The organism is Litoreibacter roseus, assembly GCF_009811795.1.
GTDB lineage: Bacteria > Pseudomonadota > Alphaproteobacteria > Rhodobacterales > Rhodobacteraceae > Litoreibacter > Litoreibacter roseus.
In genome coordinates, this window is the sequence record NZ_BLJE01000002.1 from 625,836 (window position 1) to 652,329 (window position 26,494).

Below are 26,494 nucleotides of genomic sequence, written 5' to 3' on the forward strand. Positions count from 1 at the left end.
CTCACCGATCCTTCGGGTCGAGCGCATCGCGCAAACCGTCACCGATAAAAAACAGCGCGAACAGCGTGACGACGAAAAACGCGAGCGGGAAGTAAAGCTTCCACGGTGCAGTGCGCAGGTGGTCCGTTCCCGAATTGATCAAGGCACCCCAACTGGTCGCGGGCTCTTGAACGCCGAGGCCCAGAAAGCTGATGAAGCTCTCAAAGATAATCATCTGTGGCACCAGCAAAGTGGCATAGACGATCACCACCCCCAAAAGGTTCGGCACAATGTGGCGAGCGATGATCGCGGGGGTGCTGACACCTGTCGCAATCGCCGCTTCGACAAATTCTTTGTGTTTGATGCTCAGCGTTTGCCCGCGGACGATCCTGGCCATATCGAGCCAGGAAATAAGGCCGATCCCCACAAAGAGCATGAACATGGACCGTCCGAAGACAACCAGCAGCAGGATGAGCACAAACATGTAGGGGATAGACATAAGCACATCCACGAGGCGCATCATGACATCATCTGTGCGTCCGCCAATATAACCTGCGGCCGCGCCGTACGCCGTGCCGACGACAACCGAGACGAGCGCCCCGATCACGCCGATCATCAGCGAAATCCGCGTGCCCTGAACCGTTCGTGCGTAGATATCGCGACCCGTTTCATCGACCCCGAAGTAATGACCGTTTTCCAAAGACGGGCCACCGATCCGTTCGAAATTGCCCAGCATCGACCAGTCGATCTCTTCGTTGGACCATTGGGCAAAAAGACCGCCGAAAACGGCAAAGAGCAGGACCAGAGCAAAAATTACGAGGCCTGCAACGGCAGCCTTGTTGCGAAAAAATCGTGTGCGGGCGTCTTGCCAAAGCGAGCGCCCCTTCACCTCTGCTGTCAGTGCGCCTGTGTCACTGTTGGTATCCAGCGCGGACATCTGCGCCTCCTTAATAGCGGATCTTGGGGTCGATCCACGCGTATAGGATGTCGACCACAAGATTGAAAAAGATGGTGAGGGCGCCGATCAGAATGGTGATCCCCATGATCACCGAATAGTCCCGCGCCAAGGCTGAGTTGACAAAGAACTGCCCGATCCCGCCCGTGGAAAAGAAGACGTCGATCACAACCGATCCGGTGATCATCCCGACGAAGGCTGGCCCTAGATAGGAGATCACTGGCAGAAGCGCGGGCTTCAGCGCGTGGCGAAAAATGACATGGCGTGTGGGCAGTCCCTTGGCGTAGGCCGTTCGGATAAAGCCCGCGTTCAGAACCTCCAGCATCGAGGATCGGGTCAGCCGAGCGATTGATGCCATATAAGATGTCGACAGCGCGATAACCGGTAGGATCAGATACTCGATCTGCCCCCCACGCCAGCCGCCGCCGGGCAACCAGCCCAGCCAAAGCGTAAAGATAATCACAAGAATTGGGGCCATCACGAAATTTGGCAGGACCTGAGCCCCAATCGAAATTCCGACCGCCAGATAGTCGAGCCAGGAATTGTGGTAGACGGCAGCGAGGATGCCCAGCGTTCCGCCAACAAGCACAGCAACGACAAACGACCAGAACCCGTAGGTCAAGGTGACAGGAAAGCCTTGTTCGATCAGGTCATTGACCGTGCGGTCTTTGAATTTGAACGAGGGGCCGAAATCAAACTGCGTGACAACGTTCCAAATATAGATGCCCATCCGCTCGATCAGGGATCTGTCGAGGCCGTACTTTGCCTCAAGATTGGCAAGCACTTCAGGAGGGACGCCGCGTTCGGTTGCAAAGGGGCTGCCGGGGGCCGCTTCCATCAGGATGAAGGACATCACAATCAGAAGAAGCAATGTAGGAACCGCGACGGCAAGGCGGCGCAGGATGAAAACAGTCATGAGTTGGAAAACCGGTTTTGAAGAGATGCGGATCGCGCGTTATCGACGCCAGCGATCCTTCTGACATGTCCCCCGGCGCAGACGGGCCGGGGGGCGACGCGGGGCCCGGGCCAGCCGGGCTCAGCGCTCACTCTTCTGCAACGCGGTAGAAGTCTTTGACGTACCAGTTGTTTTCGGCGTTGTTGTACGGCCAACCCTTCATGTCGGCGCGCAACAGAAACGCATTGGCATAGTGATAGATCGGCGCGATGCCCATGTCGGCCGCGATAATGCGTTCAACTTCGGAATAGATCGCCTGCGGATCTTCGGCCGTGGCAAAACCGGCCATAAGCTCATCGACCTGAGGGTTCGAATACTTGCCATCGTTGTTTTCGTGATCGGTGACCATGGTTTTGAGGAACGTGGAAGCCTCGTTGTAATCGGCGCACCATGCGGATCGGGCGACATCGAAATTCTGCGCCTTTCTGATATCGAGATAGGTGGACCATTCGTAATTGCTCAAGGTTGTTTCAACGCCGAGCTTCTGCTTCCACATTTGGCTGATCACCGTCGCGATCTGCTTATGATTTTCGGACGTGTTGTAGATCAGGTCCAGTTCCAGCGGCTCACCGCCGGTGCCAAATCCGGCCTCCTGAAGCAGAGATTGCGCTTCCGCGTCCCGGTCTGCTTGGGACATGTTCATATAATCGATCTCGGGCGTCACAAACCCGGCGGTTTTCGCGTGGCTGAAGGTGAAGGCGGCGGTCTGTCCGCCCTGAAGGATCTGGTCCACAATGATATCGCGGTCAATCGCAAGGCTGAGCGCGCGCCGGACGTTTGGATCCTGCAATGCTGGATGGCCTGTGTCGGTCTGGTTGAACTGGTAATAGTAAGAACACAGACGCGGAACGCTCACGGCCTCGTCCGGGCGTTCTTCCTGCAAGCGGGGGAACGATCCGGCGGGCAGTGGCTCAATCATGTCGTATTCACCGGATTCGTAACGGGTGAGGGCCTGGTTGACATCGTTGATGATCAGGCCTGTTACCTTCTCGATGATCACACTTTCCGCATCCCAGTATTCCGGATTTTTGGTCGCGGACCAGTATTCGTTCAGCGCGACATCTTCCAGAACGTAAGCGCCGTTGGACACGATATTGCCAGGTTGTGTCCAGTCCGATCCATGGGCCTCAATAGTAGCCTCATGCACCGGCATAAAAGTTGCATAGGTCACGATGGATGTGAAAAACGGCAGCGGTTGCGTCAGGGACACTCGCAATGTGTAGTCATCGACGGCTTCTGCACCAAGGGTTTCCGGGTCAGCTTCACCGGCCAGAATTTCGGCGGCGTTTTCGATGGATGAGAGCTCAATGTACCATGCATAAGGCGAGGCGGTCGCAGGCGAAACTGCGCGACGCCACGCATAGATGAAGTCATTGGCTGTCACTGGATCACCGTTTGACCATTTGGCATCCTGGCGCAGGTTGAATGTCCATGTTTGGTTGTCTTTCGTCTCCCAGCTTTCCGCAACGCCGGGTACGATATTGCCGTCTGCATCCTGGCTGACCAACGCCTCGAACATTTGTCGGATCGCGTGAAAGCCCGCCGTTTCTTCGTTCAACGCGGGATCAAGCGTCGGAAACTGATCGAGCATCCGGTAGCTGAAGGTTTGATCCGCAGCCAACTTCTCCCCCGTTTCGGGATGCACGGTGAGGGCGTGACCGTCGGCCAAAAGCGGTTTGGTTGCGAGAATAAGGCTTGTGGTCAGGGCAAGAAGAGTTCTGCGTTTCATTGTGGTCTCTCTGTTGATGAGGTCGCTGGTTGCTGTCAGCGCTCTGGTTGTCTTGGTGGCCGCATCTTTCGGTGTCGCACCTCCCGATGCAAGGTCAGTCGATCCGTAGTATCGGCGTACCTCCGCCCACGATGAAATCCATGCAATTTGAAGCGATCTGCCGCTTGAAATGGCATTCGCGGGATCGGCGGTGACGCGCCCTCAGCAGTCGGTTTACAAAACCGTCACAGAAGTGTCGCAGGATCTTTTTCTGGTTTTTCTAGACGGGGGCGTCGACTTATTGGGGTGATCCATGAAGACCAGAACAGTTGTAATTTTCACCGCCACACTGTGTACGACAGCTACCTTTGCACAGGAGTTGCCGCAATCCAACAATACGTGGTTCACGGAAGGGCAGGCCGCGCTTGAAGCAGCCCTGGCCAAGCAACCAAACACAAACCGTGCAACCAATGTCATCCTGATGATTTCTGACGGCAACGGTGTTGGTACGAATTACGCCACGCGGCTGTTTCAGGGGCAGCAAAGCGGAAATTTCGGGGACGAACATGTTCTGCCGCACGAGGCGTTCCCGAACCTCGCACTTGTCAAAACCTATAATGTTAACGCGCAAACACCTGACTCCGCCGGAACGGGCACCGCCATGATGAGCGGTATCAAGACGAAGGCCGGGGTTGTCGGCGTGAATGAAAAGGTGATCCGCGGAGATTGCACCACGATCGAGGGTAACACGGTCGCGTCCCTGAACGAGATCATGTCCGAGATGGGCAAAGCAACGGGAATTGTCTCGACCGCACGGATCACCCATGCAACGCCAGCCTCTGCCTATGCAAAATCCGTAGATCGGAACTTTGAAGAGGCCGTGCCGGAAGACTGCACGCAGCAAGCCGATATCGCTCGACAATTGCTGAGCGCAATGGCGGCGGGGACGATCGACGTCGCCATGGGCGGCGGGCGTCGGAATTTTTTACCGACCGATACGCCGGACGACGAGCAGGATATGGGGCGCCGCGAGGACGGCCGTAACCTGATCACCGAAGCGCAGCACGCGGGCGTATCTTATGCTTGGAATGACGAGACCTTTGCGGCGATGCCGCTTGATGGATCCGTCCCGCTATTGGGTCTCTTTCAGTCGGGACATATGCAGTACGACGCTGACCGTACTGGGGAACCAAGCCTTGCGGAAATGACAACCGCTGCGATCACTGCGTTGCAAACTGCCGGTGGGGACAACGGGTTCTTTCTGCAGATCGAAGCGGGCCGGGTGGATCATGCAAACCACGGCGGCAATCTTGCACGTGCTGTGCGGGACGGCGTGGCATTCGCCGAAGCGGTCGCGGCAGCCGACGAGTTGACCGATGACGCGCATACGCTGATCGTCGTGACCGCTGACCATGAACATGCGATTGCGTTCAACGGGTACTGTGGGCGCGGTTCGAATATTCTGGGGCTCTGTATGAGCATCGACGGCGAAGGCACCAAGCACAGTGGCGTGCCTGAATTGGCCGATGACGAGCGGCCCTATACAGTTGCGGGATACCTGAACGGTCCGGGATCGGTTCTGCGGGAGGATATGAATTTCTCTGGCGTGCGCCCCCAAATCGTCGAGGACGAGGTGACCGATCTGGACTACATCCAGCAAGCGTTGATCCCGAAATCGTCCGAGACCCATTCAGGGGAAGACGTGGCAGTCTATGCAAAGGGCCCATTCGCCCATCTCTTTGATGGAACGATTGAGCAGAACGTGATCTTTCATATCATCGATCACGCAGTGACCGCAGAATAGGCGCTGCTGATATAGTAATCTCCGGATGGCTCCTCATATGGGTGTGGGGTCACCACCTGTTCGCGAGGACACCAGACTATGAACCGCCGCCAGTTTGTCATTGCCGCAGCGACCGCCGCCTTGACCGGGACGCACGGGCATGCGTCTGATGGTAAGATCATCATGCGGGATCTGTACAACAAGGACCTCAGTTTCTCCAATCTGGCACTGTCGCTTGAAGGGCGGAGCATAACGGTCAAAGGCTATATGGCGCCTCCTTTGAAAGCGGATGCGAACTTCTTTGTTTTGACCAAGATGCCGATGTCGGTGTGCCCATTTTGCGAAACGGAAGCCGAATGGCCCGATGATATTCTGGCAGTCCACATCAAGCGCCGCCTCAAGATGATGCCCTATAATGTCCGGATCGAGGCGTCTGGCGTGCTGGAACTTGGGGCAGAGACAGATACGCGGACCGGCTTCGTCAGCCGTGTTCGACTGACCGAAGCACGGTACAGCTGATCCGAATGGGGCCGGCGCTTTCGATTTCAGACCTGCGGGTCACATCGCCGAGCGGACGTTCGCTTCTTGATGTTTCCTCTCTGAACTTGCCCGCCGGCAAAACCATGGGCATCGCTGGACCATCGGGGGCCGGAAAATCGACGCTTCTTTTTGCTGTGGCCGGTTTGATTGTGCCAACAGCGGGACGGATCGCGTGGGATGACACAGTCATAACTGACATGCGCCAGCGGGCGCGCACCGCGTTTCGGCGGCGCAGTGTGGGGATGATCTTTCAGGATTTCCTGCTGTTCGATGAACTGGGGGCTGCCGCCAACGCGGGCGTTTCGGCATTGTTTCAACCCGCTGCCAAGCGCGTCGCCTTACAGGAAACGGCGGAGACGCATCTCAACAGCTTTGGTTTGTCGGATGTGTCTCGTCCCGTGGCCAGTTTTTCCGGTGGGGAACGTCAACGTGTTGCAGCAGCTCGTGCCTTGGCCGGGGAGGCGACCATCCTGTTGGCGGATGAGCCCACGGCCAGCCTGCACCGCGAGGCTGCAGACGCGCTCACCGATGACCTGCTAGATCAGGTTGCGGCCCGGGGAATGACAATGGTCGTCGTCAGCCATGACGCGGCTCTGCTGAACCGGATGGACAGCGTGGTGGAGATCACCGACGGGCGCATAAATCATGGTTGATCTCTGGCACAGCCTGTCGGCCCCTTTACAGGACAGCCTGCTCCTTATTGCACTTCTGGCTCCGCTTGGCCTGCTGGGTTGGATCACGATTGCCGGATTTTCCCCATTGCCACTGGTTCGGGCGATCTTGTGGCGGTTCCGCTGGGCCAACGCGCTCTTTGTGTCGCTTATCGCGGTGTCCGTGGGACTGGGCGTCGGGATTCTGGCGCAGGAACGCGGCCTTCGCGTTGGTACGGCGACTGCAGCAGACAAGTTTGACCTGATCATAGCAGCGCCCGGCAGTGAACTGACGATGTTGATGGCCGCGGTTTATTTGCAGCCGTCCAATGTTGGGCTAGTGGATGGACAGGTCTACACACGTATCGCCGAGGATCCGCTCGTGGATCTGGCTGCACCGCTGGCCTTCGGGGACAGCTACAAAGGTGCCCCCGTCATCGGAACGATATCTGAGTTCGTAGCCCATCTTTCCGGCACCCTCGCCGAGGGTGAGATCTGGCAGACATATGATCATGCCGTCATCGGTGCAGATGTTCCGCTGTCCATCGGTGAGAAATTTGAACCGGCCCATGGCTTCGGTTTTGCGGTCCAAGAGGGCGTCCACGGCCACCAATTGACTGTGATGGGCGTGATGCAGCCAACGGGCAGCCCTTGGGACCGGGCTATTCTGGTACCGATCGAAGCGGTGTGGGAAACCCACGGCATGTTCACGGGGCACGCCCCCGAAGACAATGATCATACGGATCGGTTCGGCCCGCCATTTGACGCTGATTTTTTTCCAGGCACACCGGCGGTTGTCGTGCGGGCGCAGTCCCTTGCCGCGGCTTACACGCTTCAGTCGACCTTCGCCCGTGACGGCGAGACCATGGCCTTTTTCCCCGGTGCAGTTTTGGCAGGGCTCTACAACGTCATGGGGGACGTGCGCCAAGCAATGTCGCTGATGGCCAGCGTGACGCAGATCCTTGTTGCCGCAAGCGTCCTCATGGGCCTCTTTATTCTGTCGCAACTTTTCCAACGGCAAATGGCACTGCTGCAAGCCTTGGGTGCCCCGCGTCGGTTCGTCCTATCGGTCGTCTGGCTCTATGCGACCGTCCTGACCATTGCAGGCGCTTTGTTTGGGTTGGTGGTCGGGTTTGTCTCTGCGCTCGTCTTGTCTGAGGTCGTTAGCGACAGAACAGGCATCAACGTCACGGCCCAGATCGGATGGGGCGAGGTGCATCTGATCGCGGCCTTTGTGTTGGGCGTGTCGGTTCTGTCACTGGTTCCGGGCATCGCGGTTTTGCGCCGGGACATCGCCACCAGCTTGCGCAGCTAAGACCCGCGCGCGGCGCTTTCGGCAAAATGTCGCAGTATTCTTTCAAACAGGGGTGACGACTCGCTTTCGATGGTTTACCCAACGTCCATCTCATGACGGAGGAAGACGTATGATGCTTGATAGGACACTTTTCGCGACCTGATCGCCTGTCCTGTCTTGGGTTGGGTGATCCCCGCCCCGTCTACGCTTCCCAAATTTTGTTCCCCACAATGCTGTTCGCAGGAACTCCGTCATGTTTCGCTATTTCGAAAATATTATCGACCCGTTTCAACCTTTTGAGGAAAAGACGCCGCCCAAGGCGCTCTGGCCTTACTTCTGGTCGCAAATCCGTACCCTCAAAGGATGGCTGCCAGTCATGGCACTCAGCAGTCTTGCCGTTGCGCTGGGTGAAACCTTTCTGATCTTCTACGCCGGGCGGGTGATCGACCTGATGGCGGAGGCTGGTCTGCAGGCCTTTTGGGCGGCGCATGCAGCAGAGCTTGTGTTCGCCGCCGTCGTGATCGCACTTTTGCGGCCGCTGCTGATCTTCGGCAATCACCTGCTGCTGGAGCAGACCCTCGTCGGGACACTGCACGTTCAGTCCCAATGGCGGGCGCACCGGCATCTGCTGGGGCAATCCATGGGGTTCTTCCAAAACGATTTCGCCGGGCGGCTGGCCAACCGTGTCATGCAGATGGGCCCTGCGACCGAGGACAGCGCCTATATCATGCTGGAGGCGCTTTGGTTCTCCCTGGTTTACGTCGTTGGCGCGATGATCATCATTGCGGGCATCGATCCGCGTTTATCTGCGGTTTTGATCGTCTGGCTGACCTTGTATCTGCTTTATACGCGGCTGCTTGTTGTTCGGATCGCGGTCGCGTCCGAGAAGTGGTCCGACGGGCGTTCGCTTGTCACCGGGCGGGTCGTGGATGCCTACACCAATATCGAGTCCGTCAAGCTGTTCGCAGGTGTCGACACAGAGGAAAAATATGTCCTCTCGGCCTTCCGGCGGCTGCGGTTGCGGCTCAACCGGTTCCTGCGGTTGGCGACGGAGTTGCACCTTGTTCTCAACCTGCTGAACGGTTTGCTGATCATCGGTATGGGGGGGTACGGCATTCATCTTTGGACGCTGGATCAGGTCTCTATCGGTGAGGTGTCGGCGACCTTGGCATTGGCCCTGCGTCTGAACGGGATGAGTGGCTGGATCATGTGGGTGACCATTCGGTTGTTCGAGCATTTCGGGGTGATCCGGGAAGGGCTGCGCAGTATTGCCGTGGCGCATTCCGTGATCGACCGGCCCAAAGCCCCTGCGCTCAACATCGGTGCGGGCGAGATCCGGTTTGATGCCGTCAGCCACCATTACGGCAAGGGCAAAGGCGGGTTGGACAATGTCTCGCTTACGATCCCTGCCGGTCAGAAGGTTGGTCTTGTCGGGCGGTCCGGTGCCGGGAAGTCGTCGCTGATTAACCTGCTCCTGCGCTACCGGGACGTGGAAGACGGGCAGATCCTGATTGACGGCCAGAATGTCGGTGGCGTAGCGCAGGACAGCTTGCGGGCCGCCATCGGCGTCGTGACACAGGACAGTTCGCTCCTGCACCGCTCGATCCGGGCCAACATCCTCTATGGCCGGGCCGGTGCGACCGAAGCTCAGGTGGTCGAAGCTGCCAAGCGCGCGGAAGCTCATGAGTTCATCGAGGGGCTCAGGGATCCAAAGGGCCGGACCGGCTACAACGCTTATGTCGGCGAGCGGGGCGTGCAGCTGTCGGGCGGTCAACGTCAGCGGATCGCGATTGCGCGGATGATCCTGAAAGATGCGCCGATCCTGATTCTGGACGAGGCGACTTCCGCGCTGGACAGCGAGGTGGAGGCTGCGATCCAGCGCACGCTTTATGGCGTGATGCAGGGCAAGACCGTAATTGCGATTGCCCACCGTTTGTCGACGATCGCGCAGATGGACCGGATCGTTGTGCTGGATCAAGGCCGCGTGGTCGAAGACGGCCCGCATGAGGCGCTGCTGGACCGGGATGGTATCTATGCCAGTCTCTGGAAACGCCAGTCCGGCGGATTTCTGGGCCAAGAGGCCGGACAATGAAAGAAAAGGCGGGGGCAAGCCTCCGCCTTTTTATTCGTAGCCTGTCATTTCGAGATATCCGCGCCCAGTGTGACTGCCCGAAAAGCTGATCGGGCCCTCCCAATAGGGGAAGCTCGTGCCCATCCAACTTTGTGGATTAAGCGGCGTCGTCTGGATATCGATGCCACGGACCGGCAATTCGATGCGCCACTCGACGGGTACCTGACGCCCCTCGACCTCCGCCCATTCCAGCGGTGTGACACGTAACGCGCCATCAGTATAAGGCGTGGCGGCGCCGTCCGGTTCGATCCAAGTGGCGGATGTAAACTCGGCAGAGGCATCGCTGCGCAGGGCAAAACCCATCATCTTGGACCCATCTTCAAAATGCAGCGAGAACCAGTCCCAGCCGGTCTGATCTTCGCTCAGCGGTTGGGACGACCACTCCCGATCAAGCCAGGCTTGGCCCGTGACTTCCACGTCGCCCTCTGGCAGCCGCAACGTGCCCGCGACCTGATAGAATGGTTGGGAATAGTAATAACTTGCCTGACCCAGTGGGGACTTCACCGAATATCCCTCGATGCCTTGGGGCACCAGTGGACCATCCGCCGTCAGGGCCAGATCGTAGGAAAACCCCTCACCCTTTGCTGTGAGCTGAACCGCAGACAATGGATCGGCGTCGACTGCCAAGCTGCGCATCGACCAGTCATCAATGAAGGCTTCGAACGGATCAAGCGTCACGCCCGCTTGCCCAAACCCGCCGCGCCCAAGGCGTTCGGCATGGTAATGCGTCTCAGCCGTGGTCAGACCGGCATGACCCATCCAAAGCTGGTTCGCGCTCCAACCACGTCCGGCTTCTGGTTTCAGGGCAGACCGGAAAAGCGTCCACTGGATGCCGTAATCGTTTCCGGCGGCGTCCTGCAGGTTCGCGGTCACATACCACCATTCAATGCGATAGGCGGGATGGGGGCCGTGGTCGGCGGGAAAGTCAAAAGGAACGCCTTTCTCCGGCACCGCAAAGCCGTCGTCCGCTTCGGTTCCAAGACCTGCGAACCCTTGGCCAAAGGCTGGGGGCGTGATCAAAAGTGCGAGACACAGAAGCCATTTAGCGCTCATGGGCAAACACCTTCAGCAATGCGGATGGAGGTGTGCGTGCCAGACTGCGGATCGGCCAAAGCGTCGCGAGGCATGCGGCGAGCAGTGCCAAGCCGCCCAATCGGAACCAGTCGCTGGGAAAGATCTCCATCGGTAATTTCCATCCGAAGGCTTCCACGTTGACGACAGAGAGCAGGACCCATGCCAAAAGCAAACCTACCGGGATCGAAATCACCCACGTGAGGAGCGCCAAAATCAGCGTACGCGCCAGTTCGAATCTTGCCAACTTCGCCCGTGTCAAACCCAAAGCCCAGACCGGTGCCAACTGCGGCAGGCGCATCGACGCCAATGTCAACAGACTGGCCAGCATGGCAAACGCCGCGACGCCCAATGTCAGAACGTTGAGCGCGCCGGTAACGCGGAAAGTTTGTTCAAACATGTTCATCGAAAACTGTTTGATCTCGTCTTGGTTGATGACGCCCTGCCCGGGCAAATCGAAGCGTGCTCTCAGTGCCTCGGCAAGCGCGGGCGCGTCCTCAGGATCGACGCGAACCGCAAGGCGCAGCTTCGGAATATCCGGGTGGCGGGCTTCAAGACTGGCATCGGCCACAATCGCCTGACCCGACGGATTGCCGTAGTCGGAATAGATCCCGACGACAGGCAGGGTCCAACTCGGTTCCAACTCCACCACGTCTCCCGGGGACAGATCATCGCGCCGCGCAAGCTGCTCGTTGATCAAGGCGCCGCTGCCATCGGCAATTCGGTCCCAGACGTTCGCCTCTGCATCCAAAAGTGGCCAGTGATTGCGATAAGTCTCGTGGTCCACAATGCCGAATACCTCTGCCGGCAGCCCCGATATCCGGGTCTCGACTGACCAGATCGGCAGCAGAGCGTCGCTGCGGGGTTCAAGGAAAGCGCGGACGTCTTCAGCCTGCGCTTCGCTGCGGGCAGAAACATACAACTCCGCGGCCAAGCGCTGATCAAGCCAGCCTGTGAACGTCCCGCGGAAAGAGCCGACCATCGTGCCCACGCCGATATTTGCTGCAAGGGCCAGAAGCAGCGCCATCAGTGCCAGTGATAAGCCGGGCACCTGCTGGCGTGTATCGGCAAAGAGCCACTCTCCCAAAGCTGTCTGTCCAAAGCGTGCTGCCTGATCAAGCGCCCATGTGAGCAGTCCGGGAAGGGCCAGCGCCGCGCCCACAAGAAGGCACGCAAGACACGCAAAGCCCGCCAGCAGGGAGCTTCCGAAGATCGCGAGTGCTACCGACAGAGCAAGCAAGCCTGCCGCCGCTGCGGATTGTCGCCGCAAGGCCTTTGCCGAAGCGCGCGCCCAAGCCCGTGGTTGGGCCGGGGCCAAGATCGGCAAACGGGCGACCCGGCTCAGCGCCTGCGCCCCGGCGATCGCAGCACCTGCCAGCGAGATGCCCAAGGCTGCGGCCGCCCAGAGCGCATCGAAATTCAGTTGGCCGGTGACATCAGCCCCGTAAAGCCCCCTCAAGGTTCCCGCGACATTGGGCAAGAGCGCGGCCGCGATTGCGTAACCCAAAGCGATCCCGATCAGCCCTGCGATGATCGCGAAGGTGGCCAACTCAACCGCCAGAAGCGTGATCAGAGAGCGCAAAGGAACGCCTAGGGCGCGCAGTGTGCGAAAGGTCGCCCGGCGTTGTTCAAACGCCAAGCCAATGGCTGCGTGAACGATGAAAAGGCCCACAGCGAAAGACAGCAAGCCGAAGGCGGTCAGATTCAGATGAAAGCTGTCCGTCAGGCGGGCGATATCTGATGGATTTTCGCCGGCGACCCGTTGAAGGGATGCGACCTCCGACAGCGGCGGAAGGTCTGCGGGTTGTGTCGCGGCCACCAGAAGATAGCTCGGGTTCGTTTGCCCGAACCTTTCGGCGGCCGTCGAAATATCGGTAAGGATGGTATCGACCGCGATGGACGAGGACGTCTCGATTGCACCCAACTCGGCGGGAATGCGCGGCGCGAGTTCTGGTGACGCGATCAACAGGCCTTCGATCAAGAACCTTGTTGGATCGTCCTCATCGGTCAATGCCGGGGCATTCGCCTGGGGCGGGGCCGTCAACGGATCAATCCCGACCAGTCGTGCTGAGCCTTCGGCAAGGTCAACGCTTCCCTCGATCACTGGCGACACACGCCATCCTGCACGGCGCAATTCTGCATAAACCGATACAGGAACGGGGCTGCCATCGGCCATGACCAGCCGTTCCAGTTGATCCTGTCCCAACGCGCTGGCGGCGCGATCATAGCTGTCGCGCGCCTCGGAGTTGATGGCCTGCACGCCGGACCAGAGTGCTGTTGCGAGTGCCAGGCCGACGATCAGGCTGAAAAGCTGGAGTTTATGGCGCATCCAGTGAGCCAAGAGCGCGGAGAGCGCACTGCGATACATCAGACAGCGATCCCTTGGACGGGCAGATCGTCGGCCAGCGTGCCCTTCGCGAGATGGATGCGATTGTCCAAGCGCGCGGCAAGGCGTTCGGAGTGGGTGACCATCAGGAAAGCGGCACCCGTTTCGGTCACCAGATCCAGCATGATGTCGAGCACCGCGTCGCCTGTGGCCTCGTCCAGATTGCCGGTGGGTTCATCGGCCAAGACCAATCGAGGCCGCGGCGCGAGCGCACGGCCTACCGCAACGCGCTGCTGCTGACCGCCGGACAGTTGTTCTGGGTAGCGATCAAGAAACGGCGTCAGCCCCAGCTTCTCGGCCAGATCCGACTGCCAGTCCTGATCCAACCGACCAGCCAACCGCGCCTGAAAGGACAGGTTTTGAGCGACTGTGAGCGAGGGGATCAGATTGAATTGTTGGAAGACCAGACCGATTGCCTCTCTGCGGATCCGTGCGCGCCCGGCATCGTCGAGTGTGTCGAACCGCTCGCCGTCTAGGGTGATCTCACCGCTGTCGGGATGATCGAGACATCCGATCAGATGAAGAAGCGTGCTTTTCCCGGAGCCGCTCTCCCCCGTTAAGGCAAGGCTTTTGCCAGCCTCCAATGACAGAGATATCCCGCGCAGGACGGGCAGGGGGCCCTCGGTTGTATCGAAGGACTTGTGAAGGTTGGTGACTGTCAGCACAGATGATCTCCGGTTCTTGCGATTGATTTAGCCTAACCACCCGCCGCTTAAAGCGACAAATGGCCCTACGGGCTCAAACGCTTTGCGCACCATGGGCGGTGACTTCGAACGGGTCTCGCTGATGACGCAGGCGGTACTGGCGTGGGGTCAGGCCGAACTGCAGGCGAAACAGTCGGTAGAAATGGCTGATGTTTTCGATCCCGCAATCTCGCGCGACTTCTTCGATGGGCAGTTCACTGCTGCTGAGCATGCGGGCTCCGTGATCAAGCCTGAGCTTGTTGACATAGGCCGAGGGCGTCAGTCCCAGTACCATGCGCGAAGTTCTGCAAACATGCTCGTGACTGCGCCCTGCCGCGTCGATCAAACCTGCTGCACCCCGCCGAAACACAGCCGGGTTCTGGGCCGCACGGCATGCATCGGTGAACCATTTTGGAGCGGTGTCCCGCACCGGATGAACTTGGGCCAAGACCCGTGTCGCCAACATCAAGATGAAGTGCTCGATATAAGCAAGCGCGCGTGGTGCCGTCTGCAGCTCGACCAGCGCTTGCGTGACCCGCGCCAGATCGGGGCCAGCCAGCATGTGGGTTTCAGGATAAGGGCCGCGTGTGTCAAAAAATTTGCCGCAGACCTCGTCGGGGTAGCGGCTGCGCAGATGGCGCACGGTTTTGGGTTTGAACATCACATTTATGATGCGGCAGCCCTGCATTTTATCCGCCTTGAACGCATGGGCATCATCGGGGCGGATGAACACAAGGTGGCCCGGCAGAAGCGTTTCGCGTTTGCCGTTGACCCAATGGGCTGTCGCGCCGTCTTCGATCAGGAAAATTTCGTAATAATCATGGCCGTGGGCGGCGGGCGGAAACCGCGTGGCCAAGGATTTCCGCGCAATGTGAAACGCATCGTCCTTGGCAATGTAGTCGTCGATTTGAAAGGTCTTGATCTTCATGCGCCAACCCTAGCGAAGAAAGTTCGAAGATCGACGCATAAATATCAAGTTTGCATAAAAAAACGTCAAGACTGGATGATGCGAGGCCGCTCTAACATCTCTAGCCTTCCGTCTTGGGGAGGATGGCGATTTTGCGTAACCGCCAGCAAACGAGGGACAAATTTGCCTGCGCGAACGCCAGTCGCAGGGCATTTCGCGCGTGTTCCCGCCTCGACAGTACCAACCGCAAGAGCACAGGTTTGATCTGCAGCGCCATCTGCGCCAGCATTCCAAAAAATGGGTTTGAATGGATGCGAGGCAGCCAGTGAAGATTGTTTGGTACGGCCATGCGGCGTTTGGGTTGAGACCTGACAAAGGTCCCCGCGTTGTAACGGATCCCTACACACCCGAAGGTGTTGGATATGCGCCGATCACGGACCCTGCCGATCTTGTTCTGATATCCTCGGACGATGACAGCGCCCATTGCAGGGCCGATCTGATTTCTGGATCGCCGGAGGTCGTAAATTGCCTGAAGGTCGCCCAGTCTGGCGGGACACAGACCGCTGCAGGCGTCGAGATCACTGCGATTGAGGCCGCCGAATGGGACCATCATCCCGATCACGCAGTCCCAGGACAAAACGGCATGTATCGCTTCACGCTAGATGGGATCAAATTTGCGCATATGGGCGATGTCGGAAATCCGCTCACCGAGGCCCAACAGACATTTTTCGAGGATGTCGACGTGCTCTTCGCGCTGGCCGGTGGCTATCTCACGCTTGAACTGCCAGATTTGATGCAGATGATCCACCGCACGCGGCCCAAACTGGTCATCCCGATGCATTTTCGCACGCTGACCTATAAGCCGCGGAACACCAAATGGATCGAGAGTTTCCTGAGCCACTTCAAGGAAGATGATATCGATTTCGCTTTTTCCAGCGAGGTCGATTTGACCGCAGATGCAATTCCGAACCAGACCAGAGTACTGGTGATGGACTATGTTCGATAAAGTAAACTCCGGGAACGCCCGGATCGCGACCCGGGACCAAAATCCCGACATGTGGGAGGAAAGAAGAACATGAAACTGACCAAAACTATCTTGATGGGATCAACCCTTGCGCTGACTGCCATGTGGGGTGCTGCGTTTGCGCAGAATGTCGCGCGCGAAGATACCGTCATTTTCGATTTGGATCGGACCATCAAGGATCCCGACAATTTCAATTGGTTCACCCCCGGCACTAAGCGAATGCACGGCGCGCATCAGACCATGTGGGAGCCGCTCTTTATTCTGAATTACAACACCGGCGCCCTCGATCCGTGGCTTGCGACGGGCTTTGAAGCCAATGAGGACAGCACCGAGTTCACCCTGACCTTGCGCGACGGGGTCGAATGGTCCGATGGCGAGGCCTTCAACGCCGACGATGTTGTCTTTACCGTCAATATGGCGCTCGAGAACGAAGAGATTTCCTCGCGGGAGGCTTCGACGATCCGGGCGCAGGTTGCTTCGGTCGAAAAGGTCGATGACCTGACGGTGACCTTTGCGCTGAAAGAGCCCAATCCCCGCTTTGTCGTCGAGAATTTCGGCGTGCGCATTTTTGGGTCCTTTCTGATCATGCCCGAACATGTCTGGAATGGCGAGGATCCCGCGACCTTCGCGTTCAATCCCCCCATTGGCACAGGGCCATACACCTTTACCTCCGCCGCAACGAACCGTGCGATCTGGGACCGCAACGACGACTGGTGGGGCGCCAAGACAGGCTTCATGGATCTGCCGGAGCCGCAGCGGGTGATCTTTCTTGAGACCGGCGGCGCGGAAAGCCGCGCTCAGTTGATGGTTACGAACGAGCTTGATGCCGCACAGAATGTGGGTGTCGGCACATTTGAGGCAATCGCAGCTCAGAACCCGAACGTGATCGCGTGGCACAGCGACTATCCCTATGCCGCGTCTGACCCCTGCGCTCGCCAGTTGGAGATTAACACGACCGTCACACCGTGGGACAACCCAGCAATGCGCAAAGCGGTCGCCCATATCATTGACCGGTCGCAGATCGTGAATGTCGCCTATGAAGGCACCACCGTTCCGTCAGAGACGATGTTCGCGCAGTACGGCTCCATGGCGCCGTTTATCGACGCGGTGAAGGAAGCGGGGTACGGACTGCCTGCAACGGCAGATGTGGCCGCCGGCCAGGCATTGATTGAAGAGGCTGGATGGACCAAAGGCGGCGACGGCATTTACGAGAAAGATGGCCAACAACTGAGCGTGGACATCCACGTTAACTCTGCATCGACCGAATACACCCGAACCATTGATATCGTGGTGGAACAGCTCAACCGCGCGGGTATTGCTGCCAAGGCAGTCCCCGTTGAAAACGGCGTATTCTGGGGTGAGGTGCTGCCGTTCGGCAAATACGAGATGTCCTACAGCTGGCTGTCCTGCGGATCGGTGAACGAGCCGTGGGCGTCTATGGGTCGCTACACGGTGTCCGATGTCGTGCCCGTTGGCGAGCGCTCGCCCGGCTTCAACAACACGGCTCGCTGGTCCGGTGATGCCGCTGCTGCGTATTCCGCGATCGTGGATCAAATGGCGGACCTGACACTCGGCGATCCGGAAATTCCCGGTATGGTCGCCGAGGCCTACCAGCACCTGGACGCCGAGATGCCGTTTATTCCTCTGGTTCAGGCAGCCAAGCTTTTGCCGATGAACACGACTTACTGGACCGGCTGGCCAACGGCGGAAAACTATTACAACCACCCGTTCTTCTGGTGGAACCACACGCATCAAATCATCCACAACCTCGAAAAGGCCGGATGACCTGAAAGGACCTCGGAGCGATCCGAGGTCCGCCGCAGTGCCGCTTGCGGGGGCAAGCGGGTACTGCGCGAGATCAAAGGGGCTTTATGGGACGTATCCCACGCAAATATCTGATCAATCGGCTGATCACTCTGGCGTTGACCGTTCTGATCGCGGCCTCGATGATCTGGGTTATACCACGGCTCAGCCCGGTTGATCCCGCTGAGATCGCGCTGGGTCGCATGGCTTCGGGTGCCGGGGCTGTGGCCAATGCAGAAGAAATTCTGGCGCAGCTACGTGCACAAATGGGCATAGATCAGCCTTTGATCGTGCAATATTTTAAGTATCTCAAAGGCGCGCTGGTCTTCGATTTTGGTTTGTCGACAGCCACGTTCCCCACGCCGGTCTCAGCCCTGATCGCGCAGGCCCTGCCGTGGACCTTGGGCCTGATGATCCTGTCGCTGGTCATCACCTTTGTGATAGGTAACTTGCTGGGCGCATTAATGGTCTGGGACCACTCGCCCAAGCTGGCAAAGGTCGCAATTCCGGCGGCGATGGTGTTCACTTCGATCCCGCCCATCCTGTCTGGCCTCCTGCTTATGTGGATATTCGCGGCAAAGCTGCGCTGGTTTCCCCTGACCGGTGCTTACGGCCTGACTGTTGACCCGGGCTGGAACTGGGCTTTTGTCCAATCCGTCTTGCATCACGGATTTCTGCCAGCAATGGCCATAGTCATCGTGACCTTCGGCTTCTGGGCCTTGGGCATGCGCGGATTGATGATCACCGTACAGGGCGAGGACTACGTCAAGCTGGCGGAGGCGAAGGGATTGAAGCCACGCTACATCCTCTACCGCTACATGATCCGCAACGCGATCCTGCCGCAGATCACCGCCTTCGCTCTGAAGATCGGTCTGCTGATTGCGGGACAGGTGCTGGTGGAACGGATCTTTGCCTATAACGGCATGGGCAAGCTGCTGTACGATGCGATCCTAGATCAGGACTTTCCCGTCATTCAGGGGGTCAGTTATGTCATCATTCTCATCACGGCGCTGTCCGTCTTCATTGTCGATCTGATCTACCCGTTCATCGACCCCCGCATCCGGCACGAGGGGGGCTAGGCCATGACCTCCACCGATCATCAGGCCGAGATCGCCGCCGACAAGGCCGCGCGTAAGCGAGCCAAGCGGATGAAGCGCTTTGACAACCCGTGGCTCAATCCCAAGCTGATTTGGGGCGCGGGGCTTTTGCTGGCGATCGTCGCTTTGGGCCTGATCGGGCGGATGCTCTGGAACCTCGAACTTGTCTATACCGGCTCAACGCCGTTGAAACTGCCACCGCTGGGCTTTGAAAATCTGCGCAAACAGCCCGGTGTGCTGGACTATCCCTTGGGAACCGACGGCAGCGGTCGGGACATCCTGGCGCTCATCATTATGGGCGCGCCGAATTCGCTGTTTGTGGGGCTGCTCGCTTCGCTGATCGGGATGAGCACCGGGATCGTTCTGGGCTTCACCGCCGGGTTCGTCGGCGGGCGGACCGATGATGTCATCCGCGTGCTGAGCGACGTTATGATCACCATTCCCCCGCTTTTGATCCTCGTTGTGTTCCAATCGGCCTTTGGCGATGTCTCCCTGACCATGATGGCGCTGCTGATCGCAGGATTCGTCTGGCAGTCCCCAACGCGCCTGATCCGTGCGCAGGTGCTCAGTATGAAGCAATCGGGCTACGTGCAGATGGCGCAACTGTCCGGCGCATCGACGACCGACATCATGTTCAAGGAGATGCTGCCGAACCTGATCCCCTATCTCTTCGGGTCTTTCATCGCGAGTGTCACGACGGCCATCGTCACCGCCGTCGGGCTGGAAGTTCTGGGCCTCGGGCCCCAACGTATCCCGACACTGGGACGCACAATTTACGAGGCAATCAATGCTGGCGCGCTCATTCAGAATCTCTGGTGGTGGTGGGGTATTCCGACTCTGCTGCTGGCCACCATGTTCATCGGGCTGCTGTTGATAAATCTGGGGCTCGATGAGGTCTCCAACCCAAGGTTGCGCAAGGCATGAGCGAACCTGTCCTCTCCGTCCGCGGCCTCAAGGTCTACTATGCGACGCCCGATGGGGACGTGCTGGCAACGGATGATATCAGCTTCGATCTGGAACGGGGCGAGACGCTGGGTCTGGTCGGCGAAAGCGGGTCCGGCAAGACCACAGCGACCAGTGGCATTCTGCGCATGGTTTCCTCGCCCGGCCGGATTGCAGGCGGCCGCGTGACGCTTGATGGCGAAGACATGATCGCGCTGTCCGATGAAGAGTTTCGCAAGCGCCGTTGGTCCAAACTGGCGCTGATCCCGCAGGGCGCCATGAATTCTCTGAACCCTACGATGAAGATCAGTGCGCAAATTGCCGATGTGGTCCGAACCCACACAGGCGCCGCCCCTGATCGTGCGCGAGTGTTGGAACTGTTTCAGATGGTGGGCCTGCCCGAGCGGATCTACGAGATGTATCCCCATGAGTTGTCCGGCGGGATGAAGCAACGGGTCTGCATCGCGATGGCCGTCGCGCTGAACCCGACGGTAATCATCGCCGATGAGGCGACGAGCGCATTGGACGTTGTTGTACAGCGGGTGGTGGCCCAGACGCTGGCCAAGGTCAGGGATGCTCTTGGGGTGTCCATGATCATGATTGGCCATGACATGGGACTGATGGCGCAGATGGTGGATCGGATCGCTGTCATGTATGCGGGCAAGATCGTCGAGATTGCGCCCGTGGCCGATATGTTTGCGCGGCCCGGTCATCCGTATTCGAAAATTCTGATAGAAAGCGTTCCTTCGCTGACGGAGCGCCGCCCAATGAAGATCACCGAGGGCATCACCCACGACCCGCGCAATCCGCCGGAAGGATGCATCTTTCAACTGCGCTGCCCGCACGTGAACGACGGCTGCACAAAACCTCAGCCCATGCGCGAACTCCGTCCCGGTCAGACCGTCGCCTGTCACCGCGCCGAAGAACTGGAGGGCGCCCATGTCTGACGCGCTCCTCGATCTGCGGGACGTCCGCAAGGTTTACGGTGATCCGGATACGGGGCTTGTCGCCCTCAACGACCTGTCCCTGACCATCCGCAAGGACGAGCCCGAGATCGTGACCATCGCGGGGGAAAGCGGCTCTGGAAAATCGACGCTCGCCAACCTGGTGCTTGGGTTCACACGTCCCACATCAGGCCAGATCATGTTCGACGGTACGGATGTGGGCAACGCCTCGGCCAAGCAGATGAAAGCCTATCACCGGCAGGTGCAAGCCGTCTTTCAGGACCCGTTTGGCAGCTACAATCCTTTTTACCGGGTGGGCCATGTATTCGACATGGTGATCCGGAACTTCAAACTGTCCTCGAACAAGACCGAAGCCCGGCAAATGATGGAAGAAGCGCTGAATGCGGTAGGGCTGACCGGCGACGATGTCTTGCGGAAATACCCGCACCAGCTGTCCGGCGGGCAGCGTCAGCGGATCATGATGGCCCGCGCCTATATGGTAAAGCCCCGCCTAATCGTCGCGGATGAGCCCGTGTCGATGGTCGATGCCTCGCTTCGGGCGTCGATCCTTGATGTGATGATGCGGCTGCGGGATGAGGGCGGGATCAGTTTTCTGTATGTGACCCATGATCTGTCCACGGCCTATCAGGTCGGCGACCGCATTTTGCTGTTCTATCAGGGCACGCTGGTGGAACACGGCAAGGCGACCGACGTGATCTCAAACCCGCAGCATCCCTATGTGCAGCTTCTGATCGACTCCGTCCCGAAACCAGACCCCACGCAGCGATGGCAGGGCGAGATCATTCTGCCAGCCGAAGAGGAACTGCGCACGGCACATTCCACCGGATGCCGCTTCGTGCCGCGTTGCCCCCATGCGCAACCTGCTTGCAGCGCCGCGTTGCCGCCTGCTTACGAGGTTGGTCCGCGCGGGCATCGGGCGGCCTGCATTCTTCACGCGCCACCGCCGCAGGCCTGATCCATGAACCACAAACTGAGATTCACATCCGCGAAAATTGCCCAGCGGATCGCTCTGATCGAGCCCATGGCACATGCCAAACGGCAACCCATCGATCCGTTTCGCATGTTGACGCTGCCGGACGCCAAGGCCGATCCACCTCTGGATGCTGATTTCAGCGATTGGGACGAAATCCCCCACGAAAGCTACTGGGGCGGGGCGAATGTGAACTTCCTGATGATGTCCGAGTTTCAAGTGCCCGATGGGTGGGATCCGGACCATCTGGCGCTGCACCTGCCATTGGGGGTGTTTGGCGACATCTTCAATCACCCAGAGGCTCTGGTGCATATCGACGGGCGCTCCATCGGGTCGGCGGACCGTTATCACCACACGATTGCCCTGTCGCATAAGCTGGCCGACGGAAAACCGCACCGGCTGGGCCTGCACGGCTGGACCGGTCATACGAATTGGCCACCTGATGCGGAAAGCCGGGCCAAGCTCTTCATGGGCGTTCCGCGTCTGATCCAGCGTCACCAACCCACGGTCGATTTCATCCGCTTGGCGCGCTGCGTTTGGGAAACTGTGAATGTTTTGACCGACGAGGCGCCGGAACGTGACGCCTTGCTGGACGCGCTGGACCGAACATTCCTGCGGCTCGACACACACGACCCGATGGGTGCGGCTTTTTACGACACCGTTCCCCCCGCGCTTGAGATGCTGCAACAGGGCATTGCCGAGGCGGGCGCGCCGCTGGACGTGACCCTGCACGGGATCGGCCACGCCCATATGGACATCGCCTATCTGTGGCCGATCAGTCAGATTCGCCGCAAGAACGCCCGGACATACAGCAATGTCCTGCGGCTGATGGATCGCGATCCGGAGTTTCGGTTTTCCCATTCCCAACCACAGCTTTACGCCATGACCGCCGAGGATCACCCCGGTATTTTCGAGCGGATGCGCGCGCGTATCGCCGAGGGCCGGTGGGAGGTCATGGGTGGCATGTGGGTCGAGCCTGATCTGAACATGCCCGGCCCCGAGGCGTTGGTCCGCCAGCTGGTGCTGGGGCGTCGTTACTTCATGGAACAGTTCGGTGATGTGGAGACCCCTGTCCTTTGGCTCCCGGACACATTCGGGTTTCCGGGTCAGATTCCGCAGCTGATGAAACAGGCCGGGCTGCGCTGGTTCGTGACCAACAAGTTGAACTGGAACCAGATCAACCGTGTGCCGTCCTCGACCCATTGGTGGGACGGGCTCGATGGGTCTCGCGTGTTGGCGCACATCCTGACCACGCCCCGGCAAGTGCAATATCTTCCGTTTCCCACGAACTACAAAAGCGATCTGACCGCATCTGAGGTCTTGGGAACCTGGACCAACTCCACCGCGCAGGATCATGTGCAGCATTTGCCGATCTGCTTTGGCTACGGTGACGGCGGCGGGGGTCCCACCGAAGAGCTTTTGGCCAAGGCCCGTGCGTATCAGCGGATGCCGGGAATGCCCCGGATGCGCCATAGCAACGTGCGCGAGACGTTCGAGACGATCGAGGCCAGTGCGCAGGACTTACCGGTCTGGCGGGGCGAGCACTATATGGAAGGCCACCGCGGCGTTCTGACATCTCAGGCGTGGATCAAACGCGCAAACCGCAAATCCGAGCGCGCCCTGCACGAGGTCGAAGCGCTGGCGGCGATGGCAGGCATCCAGCCCAATCTGACACGCGCGTGGCAGCTTTTGTGCCTCAACCAATTCCACGACATCCTGACCGGTACCTCGATCCCCGAGGTGTTTGACGATGCCCGGCTTGATCACGCCGAGATTGGCGAGATTGCGGAAGGCTTTGCCCACGACCTGTCCGGGCGGCTCGTTGAACCGGGGGCAGATGCCATGACAATTCTGAACACCGCGCCCCTTGCGGCAGACCGCCTAGCGGTTGTCACGGCCGATGCCCCTTTACCAGGGCAGGACACACGCGATGGGCGGCTTGTCTATCTGCCGGACCTGCCTGCCTACAGTATCTCCGACGCCAGCACGGTTGCCGCCCAACCGCCCGAAGGGTTGTCGATCAAGCTGACGGCGGATGGTGCGGTCATGGAAAATGCATTGATCCGCGTCGAGATCGATGGGAATGGCCAGTTGGCGCGCGTCTATGACAAGAGCGCGGATCGCGAAGTTTTGGCCGCGGGGCAGCGCGGCAACCAACTTCAGTCGTTCGAGGATCGTCCGATTTGCTGGGACGCCTGGGACATCGATCCCTTTTTCGAAGAACGGATGGAGGTGATCGAGGGGAACACCACGCTTACCATCATCGAAACCGGGCCACTTCGGGCATGCCTGCAGATAAACACAACATGGCGCCAAAGCACGATCCGGCAGGATATCCGCCTCTATGCCCATTCGAAGCGGATGGATTTTGTCACGGCCGTGGATTGGCACCAGTCACATATATTGCTGAAAGTTGCGTTCCCCGTGTCCGTCAGCAGTTCGCGTGCCACCTATGACATTCAATGGGGTCGCATCGAACGGTCGACCGCGCGGGACAGTTCCTTTGACTATGCCCGCTTCGAGGTGCCCGCCCAGAAATGGGCCGATCTCAGCGCCGATGGCTATGGCGTCGCGCTGCTCAACGATTGTAAATATGGCTATGACACCCACAAGAACATGTTGCGCCTGTCCCTGATCAAATCCGCAACGATGCCTGATCCGACCGCCGATCAGGGCTCTCACATGTTCACGTACAGTCTGTTGCCCCACGCGGGCGAGGCTTTGGACGAGGTCGAGGCCCATGCTTATGACCTGAACACTCCGATCCGATGCGTTCCGGGGGTGCCGGTCCAGTCCGGTCCATTCGTCAGCAGCGACGATCCTTCCGTGATCATCGAAACGCTCAAGCCAGCGGACGATGGGGCAGGTATGGTCGTCCGCGTTTTTGAAAGCGCGGGCCAGCGGTGCAAAACCATCCTCAGATTTGCAGAGCCTGTGACGCGCGCCCGTTTCTGCGATCTGCTTGAGGCGGAGGAGCAAGACGCCACCGTTGACCAAGGGCGCGTATCTTTGGACCTTAGCCCCTTTCAGATCGTGACGCTGAAGGTCGAGATCAAACCCGCCAGTTGAGCAGGCGGCGTTCGATCAGGCCAATAGCCGCGCTGACAAGAACCCCAAGAACGGACAGGATCACAACACCCGCGAACAGGCGTTCCAGATCATAGAGCGAACCGGCCTCAAGGATGTACGCTCCGATGCCATATTCCGCGCCCAACATCTCTGCCGCGACCAGCAGGATGATCGCAATCGCAAGGCTGATGCGAAGGCCCGACAAAATCCCGGGCATCGCGCCGGGTAGAACAATCTTGCGCACAATTGACATCCAACTCAGCCCGAAGCTTTGCCCCATGCGGATCAATCCGCGATCCACGTTATCCACAGCGCCGTAAGTGGCGACGACTGTGGGTGTAAACGTGCCAAAGGCGATAAGTGCGTATTTTGAACCCTCGTCGATGCCGAACCAGATGACGAACAATGGGAGCAGCGCGATTTTGGGAATTGGGAAGATCGCTGCGACTAGCGGCACAAGCCCGGCGCGAATATGGGAAAACAGGCCGATCAGAATGCCCGTGCCGACCCCAACGATCACCCCTAGACACGCGCCAACCGCAAGTCGACTAAGGGACGGTATAAGGTGTTTCCACAACAGCCCCGATTGGTAGAGTTCTGCGAAAGTTCCCAAGACATCGCTGGGTTTGGGTAGAGTTAGCGCCGAGATAAAGCCGTTGCGTGTGCCAATCTCGGCCAAGAGAATGAGCACCACGAAGACCACGATGCCGATCTTGCGATTGGGCTTCGGCGCAAAGCCACCACCGCGAAAGCGGACCGGACGGGTGTGGGCGGTTTCAGACATCCAGAAGCTCCGCGTCAGCAGCCCGCGCTTCATCCCGCATCAAGGACCAAAGGTAGTGCTGGCGTTCCTCCAGCGTCGCGTCCCCGAAGTGGCGCTCAGACAAGGGCTGATCCAAGTGGACGATTTCCCGGATCTCGCCGGGGCGACGGGACAGCACGACGATTGAATGCCCCAGCCGCACGGCCTCGGCGAGGTTATGTGTAACATAAATTGCCGTGAACGGGGTCCGTGTCCACAGCGCGATCAGATCGTCCATCAACAACTCCCGCGTCTGGCTGTCGAGCGCCGAAAGCGGCTCGTCCATCAGCATCACCGCAGGGTTTACAGCCAAGGCGCGGGCAATCGCGACCCGCTGTTTCATCCCGCCCGACAGTTGCTTGGGTAGGGCGTTGGCAAAATCTGTCAGCTTCGTGCGGGCTAAGACATCCGAGATAATCCGGTTTACCTCGGCTTTGGGCAAATTGTGATCTTCAAGCACCAGGCTGACATTCCCACGCACGCTGCGCCACGGCAGCAGGGCGAAGTCCTGAAAGATGTAGGTCAGAGGATTCAGGCATCCCGAGGGTGCGTCGCCCATCTGCAGGATCTCACCTTCGCTTGGTTGTTCCAACCCGCCCATCAGACGCAACAGTGTAGACTTTCCGCATCCGGACGGACCTACGATACAGACGATCTTGCCCGACGGCACGGCAAGCGAAATATCCCGCAGAACCGCGGTGTCGCCATAGGCGTGCGTGATGCCGTTCAGCCGAATTTCCATGATATGCCCTCAAGTGTGGCCGGGACGTCGGGCGCCCC

The 26,494-nt window shown here is 59.0% G+C and carries 21 protein-coding genes; 12 read left to right on the forward strand and 9 right to left on the reverse strand.

Annotated features, from left to right (window positions below; all coding sequences use genetic code 11):
• Position 1: 1 nt before the first annotated feature.
• The 3 genes from KIN_RS10045 to KIN_RS10055 form a co-directional block, all read right to left on the reverse strand.
• Entirely contained in the window at positions 2 to 916 is a 915-nt protein-coding gene (locus KIN_RS10045) for an ABC transporter permease subunit (RefSeq protein WP_159806495.1), read from the reverse strand.
• A gap of 10 nt (positions 917 to 926) precedes the next feature.
• On the reverse strand, positions 927 to 1,850 hold the full coding sequence (oppB, locus tag KIN_RS10050; RefSeq protein WP_159806497.1) for an oligopeptide ABC transporter permease OppB: 924 nt from the start codon (positions 1,848 to 1,850) through the stop codon (positions 927 to 929).
• 127 nt (positions 1,851 to 1,977) lie between these two features.
• A complete protein-coding gene (locus KIN_RS10055) occupies positions 1,978 to 3,618 on the reverse strand; it encodes a peptide ABC transporter substrate-binding protein (RefSeq protein WP_159806499.1) in 1,641 nt (546 codons plus the stop codon).
• 292 nt (positions 3,619 to 3,910) lie between these two features.
• Between KIN_RS10055 and KIN_RS10060 the strand changes: the two genes are divergently transcribed.
• The 5 genes from KIN_RS10060 to KIN_RS10080 all read left to right on the forward strand — a co-directional run bounded on the left by KIN_RS10060 (position 3,911) and on the right by KIN_RS10080 (position 9,956).
• A complete protein-coding gene (locus KIN_RS10060) occupies positions 3,911 to 5,401 on the forward strand; it encodes an alkaline phosphatase (RefSeq protein ID WP_159806501.1) in 1,491 nt (496 codons plus the stop codon).
• 78 nt (positions 5,402 to 5,479) lie between these two features.
• Positions 5,480 to 5,899: a hypothetical protein gene (locus KIN_RS10065; RefSeq protein WP_159806503.1), complete on the forward strand. Its 420-nt coding sequence runs from the start codon at positions 5,480 to 5,482 to the stop codon at positions 5,897 to 5,899.
• Positions 5,900 to 5,904: 5 nt separating this feature from the next.
• Positions 5,905 to 6,573, forward strand: a complete 669-nt coding sequence (locus KIN_RS10070) for an ABC transporter ATP-binding protein (RefSeq protein WP_159806505.1) — start codon at positions 5,905 to 5,907, stop codon at positions 6,571 to 6,573.
• Positions 6,566 to 7,885, forward strand: a complete 1,320-nt coding sequence (locus KIN_RS10075; RefSeq protein ID WP_159806507.1) for an ABC transporter permease — start codon at positions 6,566 to 6,568, stop codon at positions 7,883 to 7,885. Before KIN_RS10070 ends, KIN_RS10075 begins: the two co-directional genes overlap by 8 nt.
• Positions 7,886 to 8,117: 232 nt before the next feature.
• The gene (locus tag KIN_RS10080) at positions 8,118 to 9,956 is read left to right on the forward strand and encodes an ABC transporter ATP-binding protein (RefSeq protein WP_159806509.1); all 1,839 of its coding nucleotides are present in this window, start codon (positions 8,118 to 8,120) and stop codon (positions 9,954 to 9,956) included.
• 30 nt (positions 9,957 to 9,986) lie between these two features.
• Here the strand turns inward: KIN_RS10080 and KIN_RS10085 are convergent, their stop codons facing one another.
• From KIN_RS10085 to KIN_RS10100, 4 genes are all read right to left on the reverse strand, one after another.
• A complete protein-coding gene (locus KIN_RS10085) occupies positions 9,987 to 11,048 on the reverse strand; it encodes a lipocalin-like domain-containing protein (protein WP_159806511.1) in 1,062 nt (353 codons plus the stop codon).
• Positions 11,038 to 13,434 carry an ABC transporter permease gene (locus KIN_RS10090; protein WP_159806512.1) on the reverse strand — a complete coding sequence of 799 codons (2,397 nt, stop codon included), beginning with the start codon at positions 13,432 to 13,434 and terminating at the stop codon, positions 11,038 to 11,040. The genes KIN_RS10085 and KIN_RS10090 overlap by 11 nt, the downstream gene beginning before the upstream one ends.
• Entirely contained in the window at positions 13,434 to 14,117 is a 684-nt protein-coding gene (locus KIN_RS10095; protein ID WP_159806514.1) for an ABC transporter ATP-binding protein, read from the reverse strand. The genes KIN_RS10090 and KIN_RS10095 overlap by 1 nt, the downstream gene beginning before the upstream one ends.
• Positions 14,118 to 14,190: 73 nt before the next feature.
• Positions 14,191 to 15,063: an AraC family transcriptional regulator gene (locus KIN_RS10100; RefSeq protein WP_159806516.1), complete on the reverse strand. Its 873-nt coding sequence runs from the start codon at positions 15,061 to 15,063 to the stop codon at positions 14,191 to 14,193.
• A gap of 304 nt (positions 15,064 to 15,367) precedes the next feature.
• Between KIN_RS10100 and KIN_RS10105 the strand changes: the two genes are divergently transcribed.
• The 7 genes from KIN_RS10105 (at position 15,368) to KIN_RS10135 (ending at position 24,912) form a co-directional block, all read left to right on the forward strand.
• On the forward strand, positions 15,368 to 16,048 hold the full coding sequence (locus KIN_RS10105) for an MBL fold metallo-hydrolase (protein WP_159806518.1): 681 nt from the start codon (positions 15,368 to 15,370) through the stop codon (positions 16,046 to 16,048).
• Between the two features lie 69 nt (positions 16,049 to 16,117).
• Positions 16,118 to 17,851 (forward strand): ABC transporter substrate-binding protein, encoded by a 1,734-nt coding sequence (locus KIN_RS10110; RefSeq protein ID WP_159806520.1) that lies wholly within the window; start codon positions 16,118 to 16,120, stop codon positions 17,849 to 17,851.
• Positions 17,852 to 17,937: 86 nt separating this feature from the next.
• On the forward strand, positions 17,938 to 18,948 hold the full coding sequence (locus KIN_RS10115; RefSeq protein ID WP_159806522.1) for an ABC transporter permease: 1,011 nt from the start codon (positions 17,938 to 17,940) through the stop codon (positions 18,946 to 18,948).
• 3 nt (positions 18,949 to 18,951) lie between these two features.
• The gene (locus KIN_RS10120) at positions 18,952 to 19,890 is read left to right on the forward strand and encodes an ABC transporter permease (RefSeq protein ID WP_159806524.1); all 939 of its coding nucleotides are present in this window, start codon (positions 18,952 to 18,954) and stop codon (positions 19,888 to 19,890) included.
• The gene (locus KIN_RS10125; protein WP_159806526.1) at positions 19,887 to 20,855 is read left to right on the forward strand and encodes an ABC transporter ATP-binding protein; all 969 of its coding nucleotides are present in this window, start codon (positions 19,887 to 19,889) and stop codon (positions 20,853 to 20,855) included. Before KIN_RS10120 ends, KIN_RS10125 begins: the two co-directional genes overlap by 4 nt.
• Positions 20,848 to 21,828 carry an ABC transporter ATP-binding protein gene (locus KIN_RS10130; protein WP_159806528.1) on the forward strand — a complete coding sequence of 327 codons (981 nt, stop codon included), beginning with the start codon at positions 20,848 to 20,850 and terminating at the stop codon, positions 21,826 to 21,828. The genes KIN_RS10125 and KIN_RS10130 overlap by 8 nt, the downstream gene beginning before the upstream one ends.
• A gap of 3 nt (positions 21,829 to 21,831) precedes the next feature.
• Positions 21,832 to 24,912 (forward strand): alpha-mannosidase, encoded by a 3,081-nt coding sequence (locus KIN_RS10135; RefSeq protein WP_159806530.1) that lies wholly within the window; start codon positions 21,832 to 21,834, stop codon positions 24,910 to 24,912.
• On the opposite strand, the gene KIN_RS10140 is transcribed toward KIN_RS10135, so the two are convergent.
• Positions 24,896 to 25,696 (reverse strand): ABC transporter permease, encoded by an 801-nt coding sequence (locus KIN_RS10140; RefSeq protein WP_159806532.1) that lies wholly within the window; start codon positions 25,694 to 25,696, stop codon positions 24,896 to 24,898. The genes KIN_RS10135 and KIN_RS10140 overlap by 17 nt on opposite strands.
• Positions 25,689 to 26,456 carry an ABC transporter ATP-binding protein gene (locus tag KIN_RS10145; RefSeq protein ID WP_159806534.1) on the reverse strand — a complete coding sequence of 256 codons (768 nt, stop codon included), beginning with the start codon at positions 26,454 to 26,456 and terminating at the stop codon, positions 25,689 to 25,691. The genes KIN_RS10140 and KIN_RS10145 overlap by 8 nt, the downstream gene beginning before the upstream one ends.
• Positions 26,457 to 26,494: the final 38 nt, after the last annotated feature.

Coding starts and splice junctions, on each gene's coding strand:
- KIN_RS10135 (WP_159806530.1), top strand. CDS start 21,832: ATGAACCACAAACTGAGATTCACATCCGCGAAAATTGCCCAGCGGATC.
- KIN_RS10100 (WP_159806516.1), bottom strand. CDS start 15,063: ATGAAGATCAAGACCTTTCAAATCGACGACTACATTGCCAAGGACGAT.
- KIN_RS10120 (WP_159806524.1), top strand. CDS start 18,952: ATGACCTCCACCGATCATCAGGCCGAGATCGCCGCCGACAAGGCCGCG.
- KIN_RS10085 (WP_159806511.1), bottom strand. CDS start 11,048: ATGAGCGCTAAATGGCTTCTGTGTCTCGCACTTTTGATCACGCCCCCA.
- KIN_RS10065 (WP_159806503.1), top strand. CDS start 5,480: ATGAACCGCCGCCAGTTTGTCATTGCCGCAGCGACCGCCGCCTTGACC.
- oppB (WP_159806497.1), bottom strand. CDS start 1,850: ATGACTGTTTTCATCCTGCGCCGCCTTGCCGTCGCGGTTCCTACATTG.
- KIN_RS10145 (WP_159806534.1), bottom strand. CDS start 26,456: ATGGAAATTCGGCTGAACGGCATCACGCACGCCTATGGCGACACCGCG.
- KIN_RS10125 (WP_159806526.1), top strand. CDS start 19,887: ATGAGCGAACCTGTCCTCTCCGTCCGCGGCCTCAAGGTCTACTATGCG.
- KIN_RS10110 (WP_159806520.1), top strand. CDS start 16,118: ATGAAACTGACCAAAACTATCTTGATGGGATCAACCCTTGCGCTGACT.
- KIN_RS10130 (WP_159806528.1), top strand. CDS start 20,848: ATGTCTGACGCGCTCCTCGATCTGCGGGACGTCCGCAAGGTTTACGGT.
- KIN_RS10140 (WP_159806532.1), bottom strand. CDS start 25,696: ATGTCTGAAACCGCCCACACCCGTCCGGTCCGCTTTCGCGGTGGTGGC.
- KIN_RS10080 (WP_159806509.1), top strand. CDS start 8,118: ATGTTTCGCTATTTCGAAAATATTATCGACCCGTTTCAACCTTTTGAG.
- KIN_RS10045 (WP_159806495.1), bottom strand. CDS start 916: ATGTCCGCGCTGGATACCAACAGTGACACAGGCGCACTGACAGCAGAG.
- KIN_RS10115 (WP_159806522.1), top strand. CDS start 17,938: ATGGGACGTATCCCACGCAAATATCTGATCAATCGGCTGATCACTCTG.
- KIN_RS10090 (WP_159806512.1), bottom strand. CDS start 13,434: ATGTATCGCAGTGCGCTCTCCGCGCTCTTGGCTCACTGGATGCGCCAT.
- KIN_RS10055 (WP_159806499.1), bottom strand. CDS start 3,618: ATGAAACGCAGAACTCTTCTTGCCCTGACCACAAGCCTTATTCTCGCA.
- KIN_RS10075 (WP_159806507.1), top strand. CDS start 6,566: ATGGTTGATCTCTGGCACAGCCTGTCGGCCCCTTTACAGGACAGCCTG.
- KIN_RS10070 (WP_159806505.1), top strand. CDS start 5,905: ATGGGGCCGGCGCTTTCGATTTCAGACCTGCGGGTCACATCGCCGAGC.
- KIN_RS10060 (WP_159806501.1), top strand. CDS start 3,911: ATGAAGACCAGAACAGTTGTAATTTTCACCGCCACACTGTGTACGACA.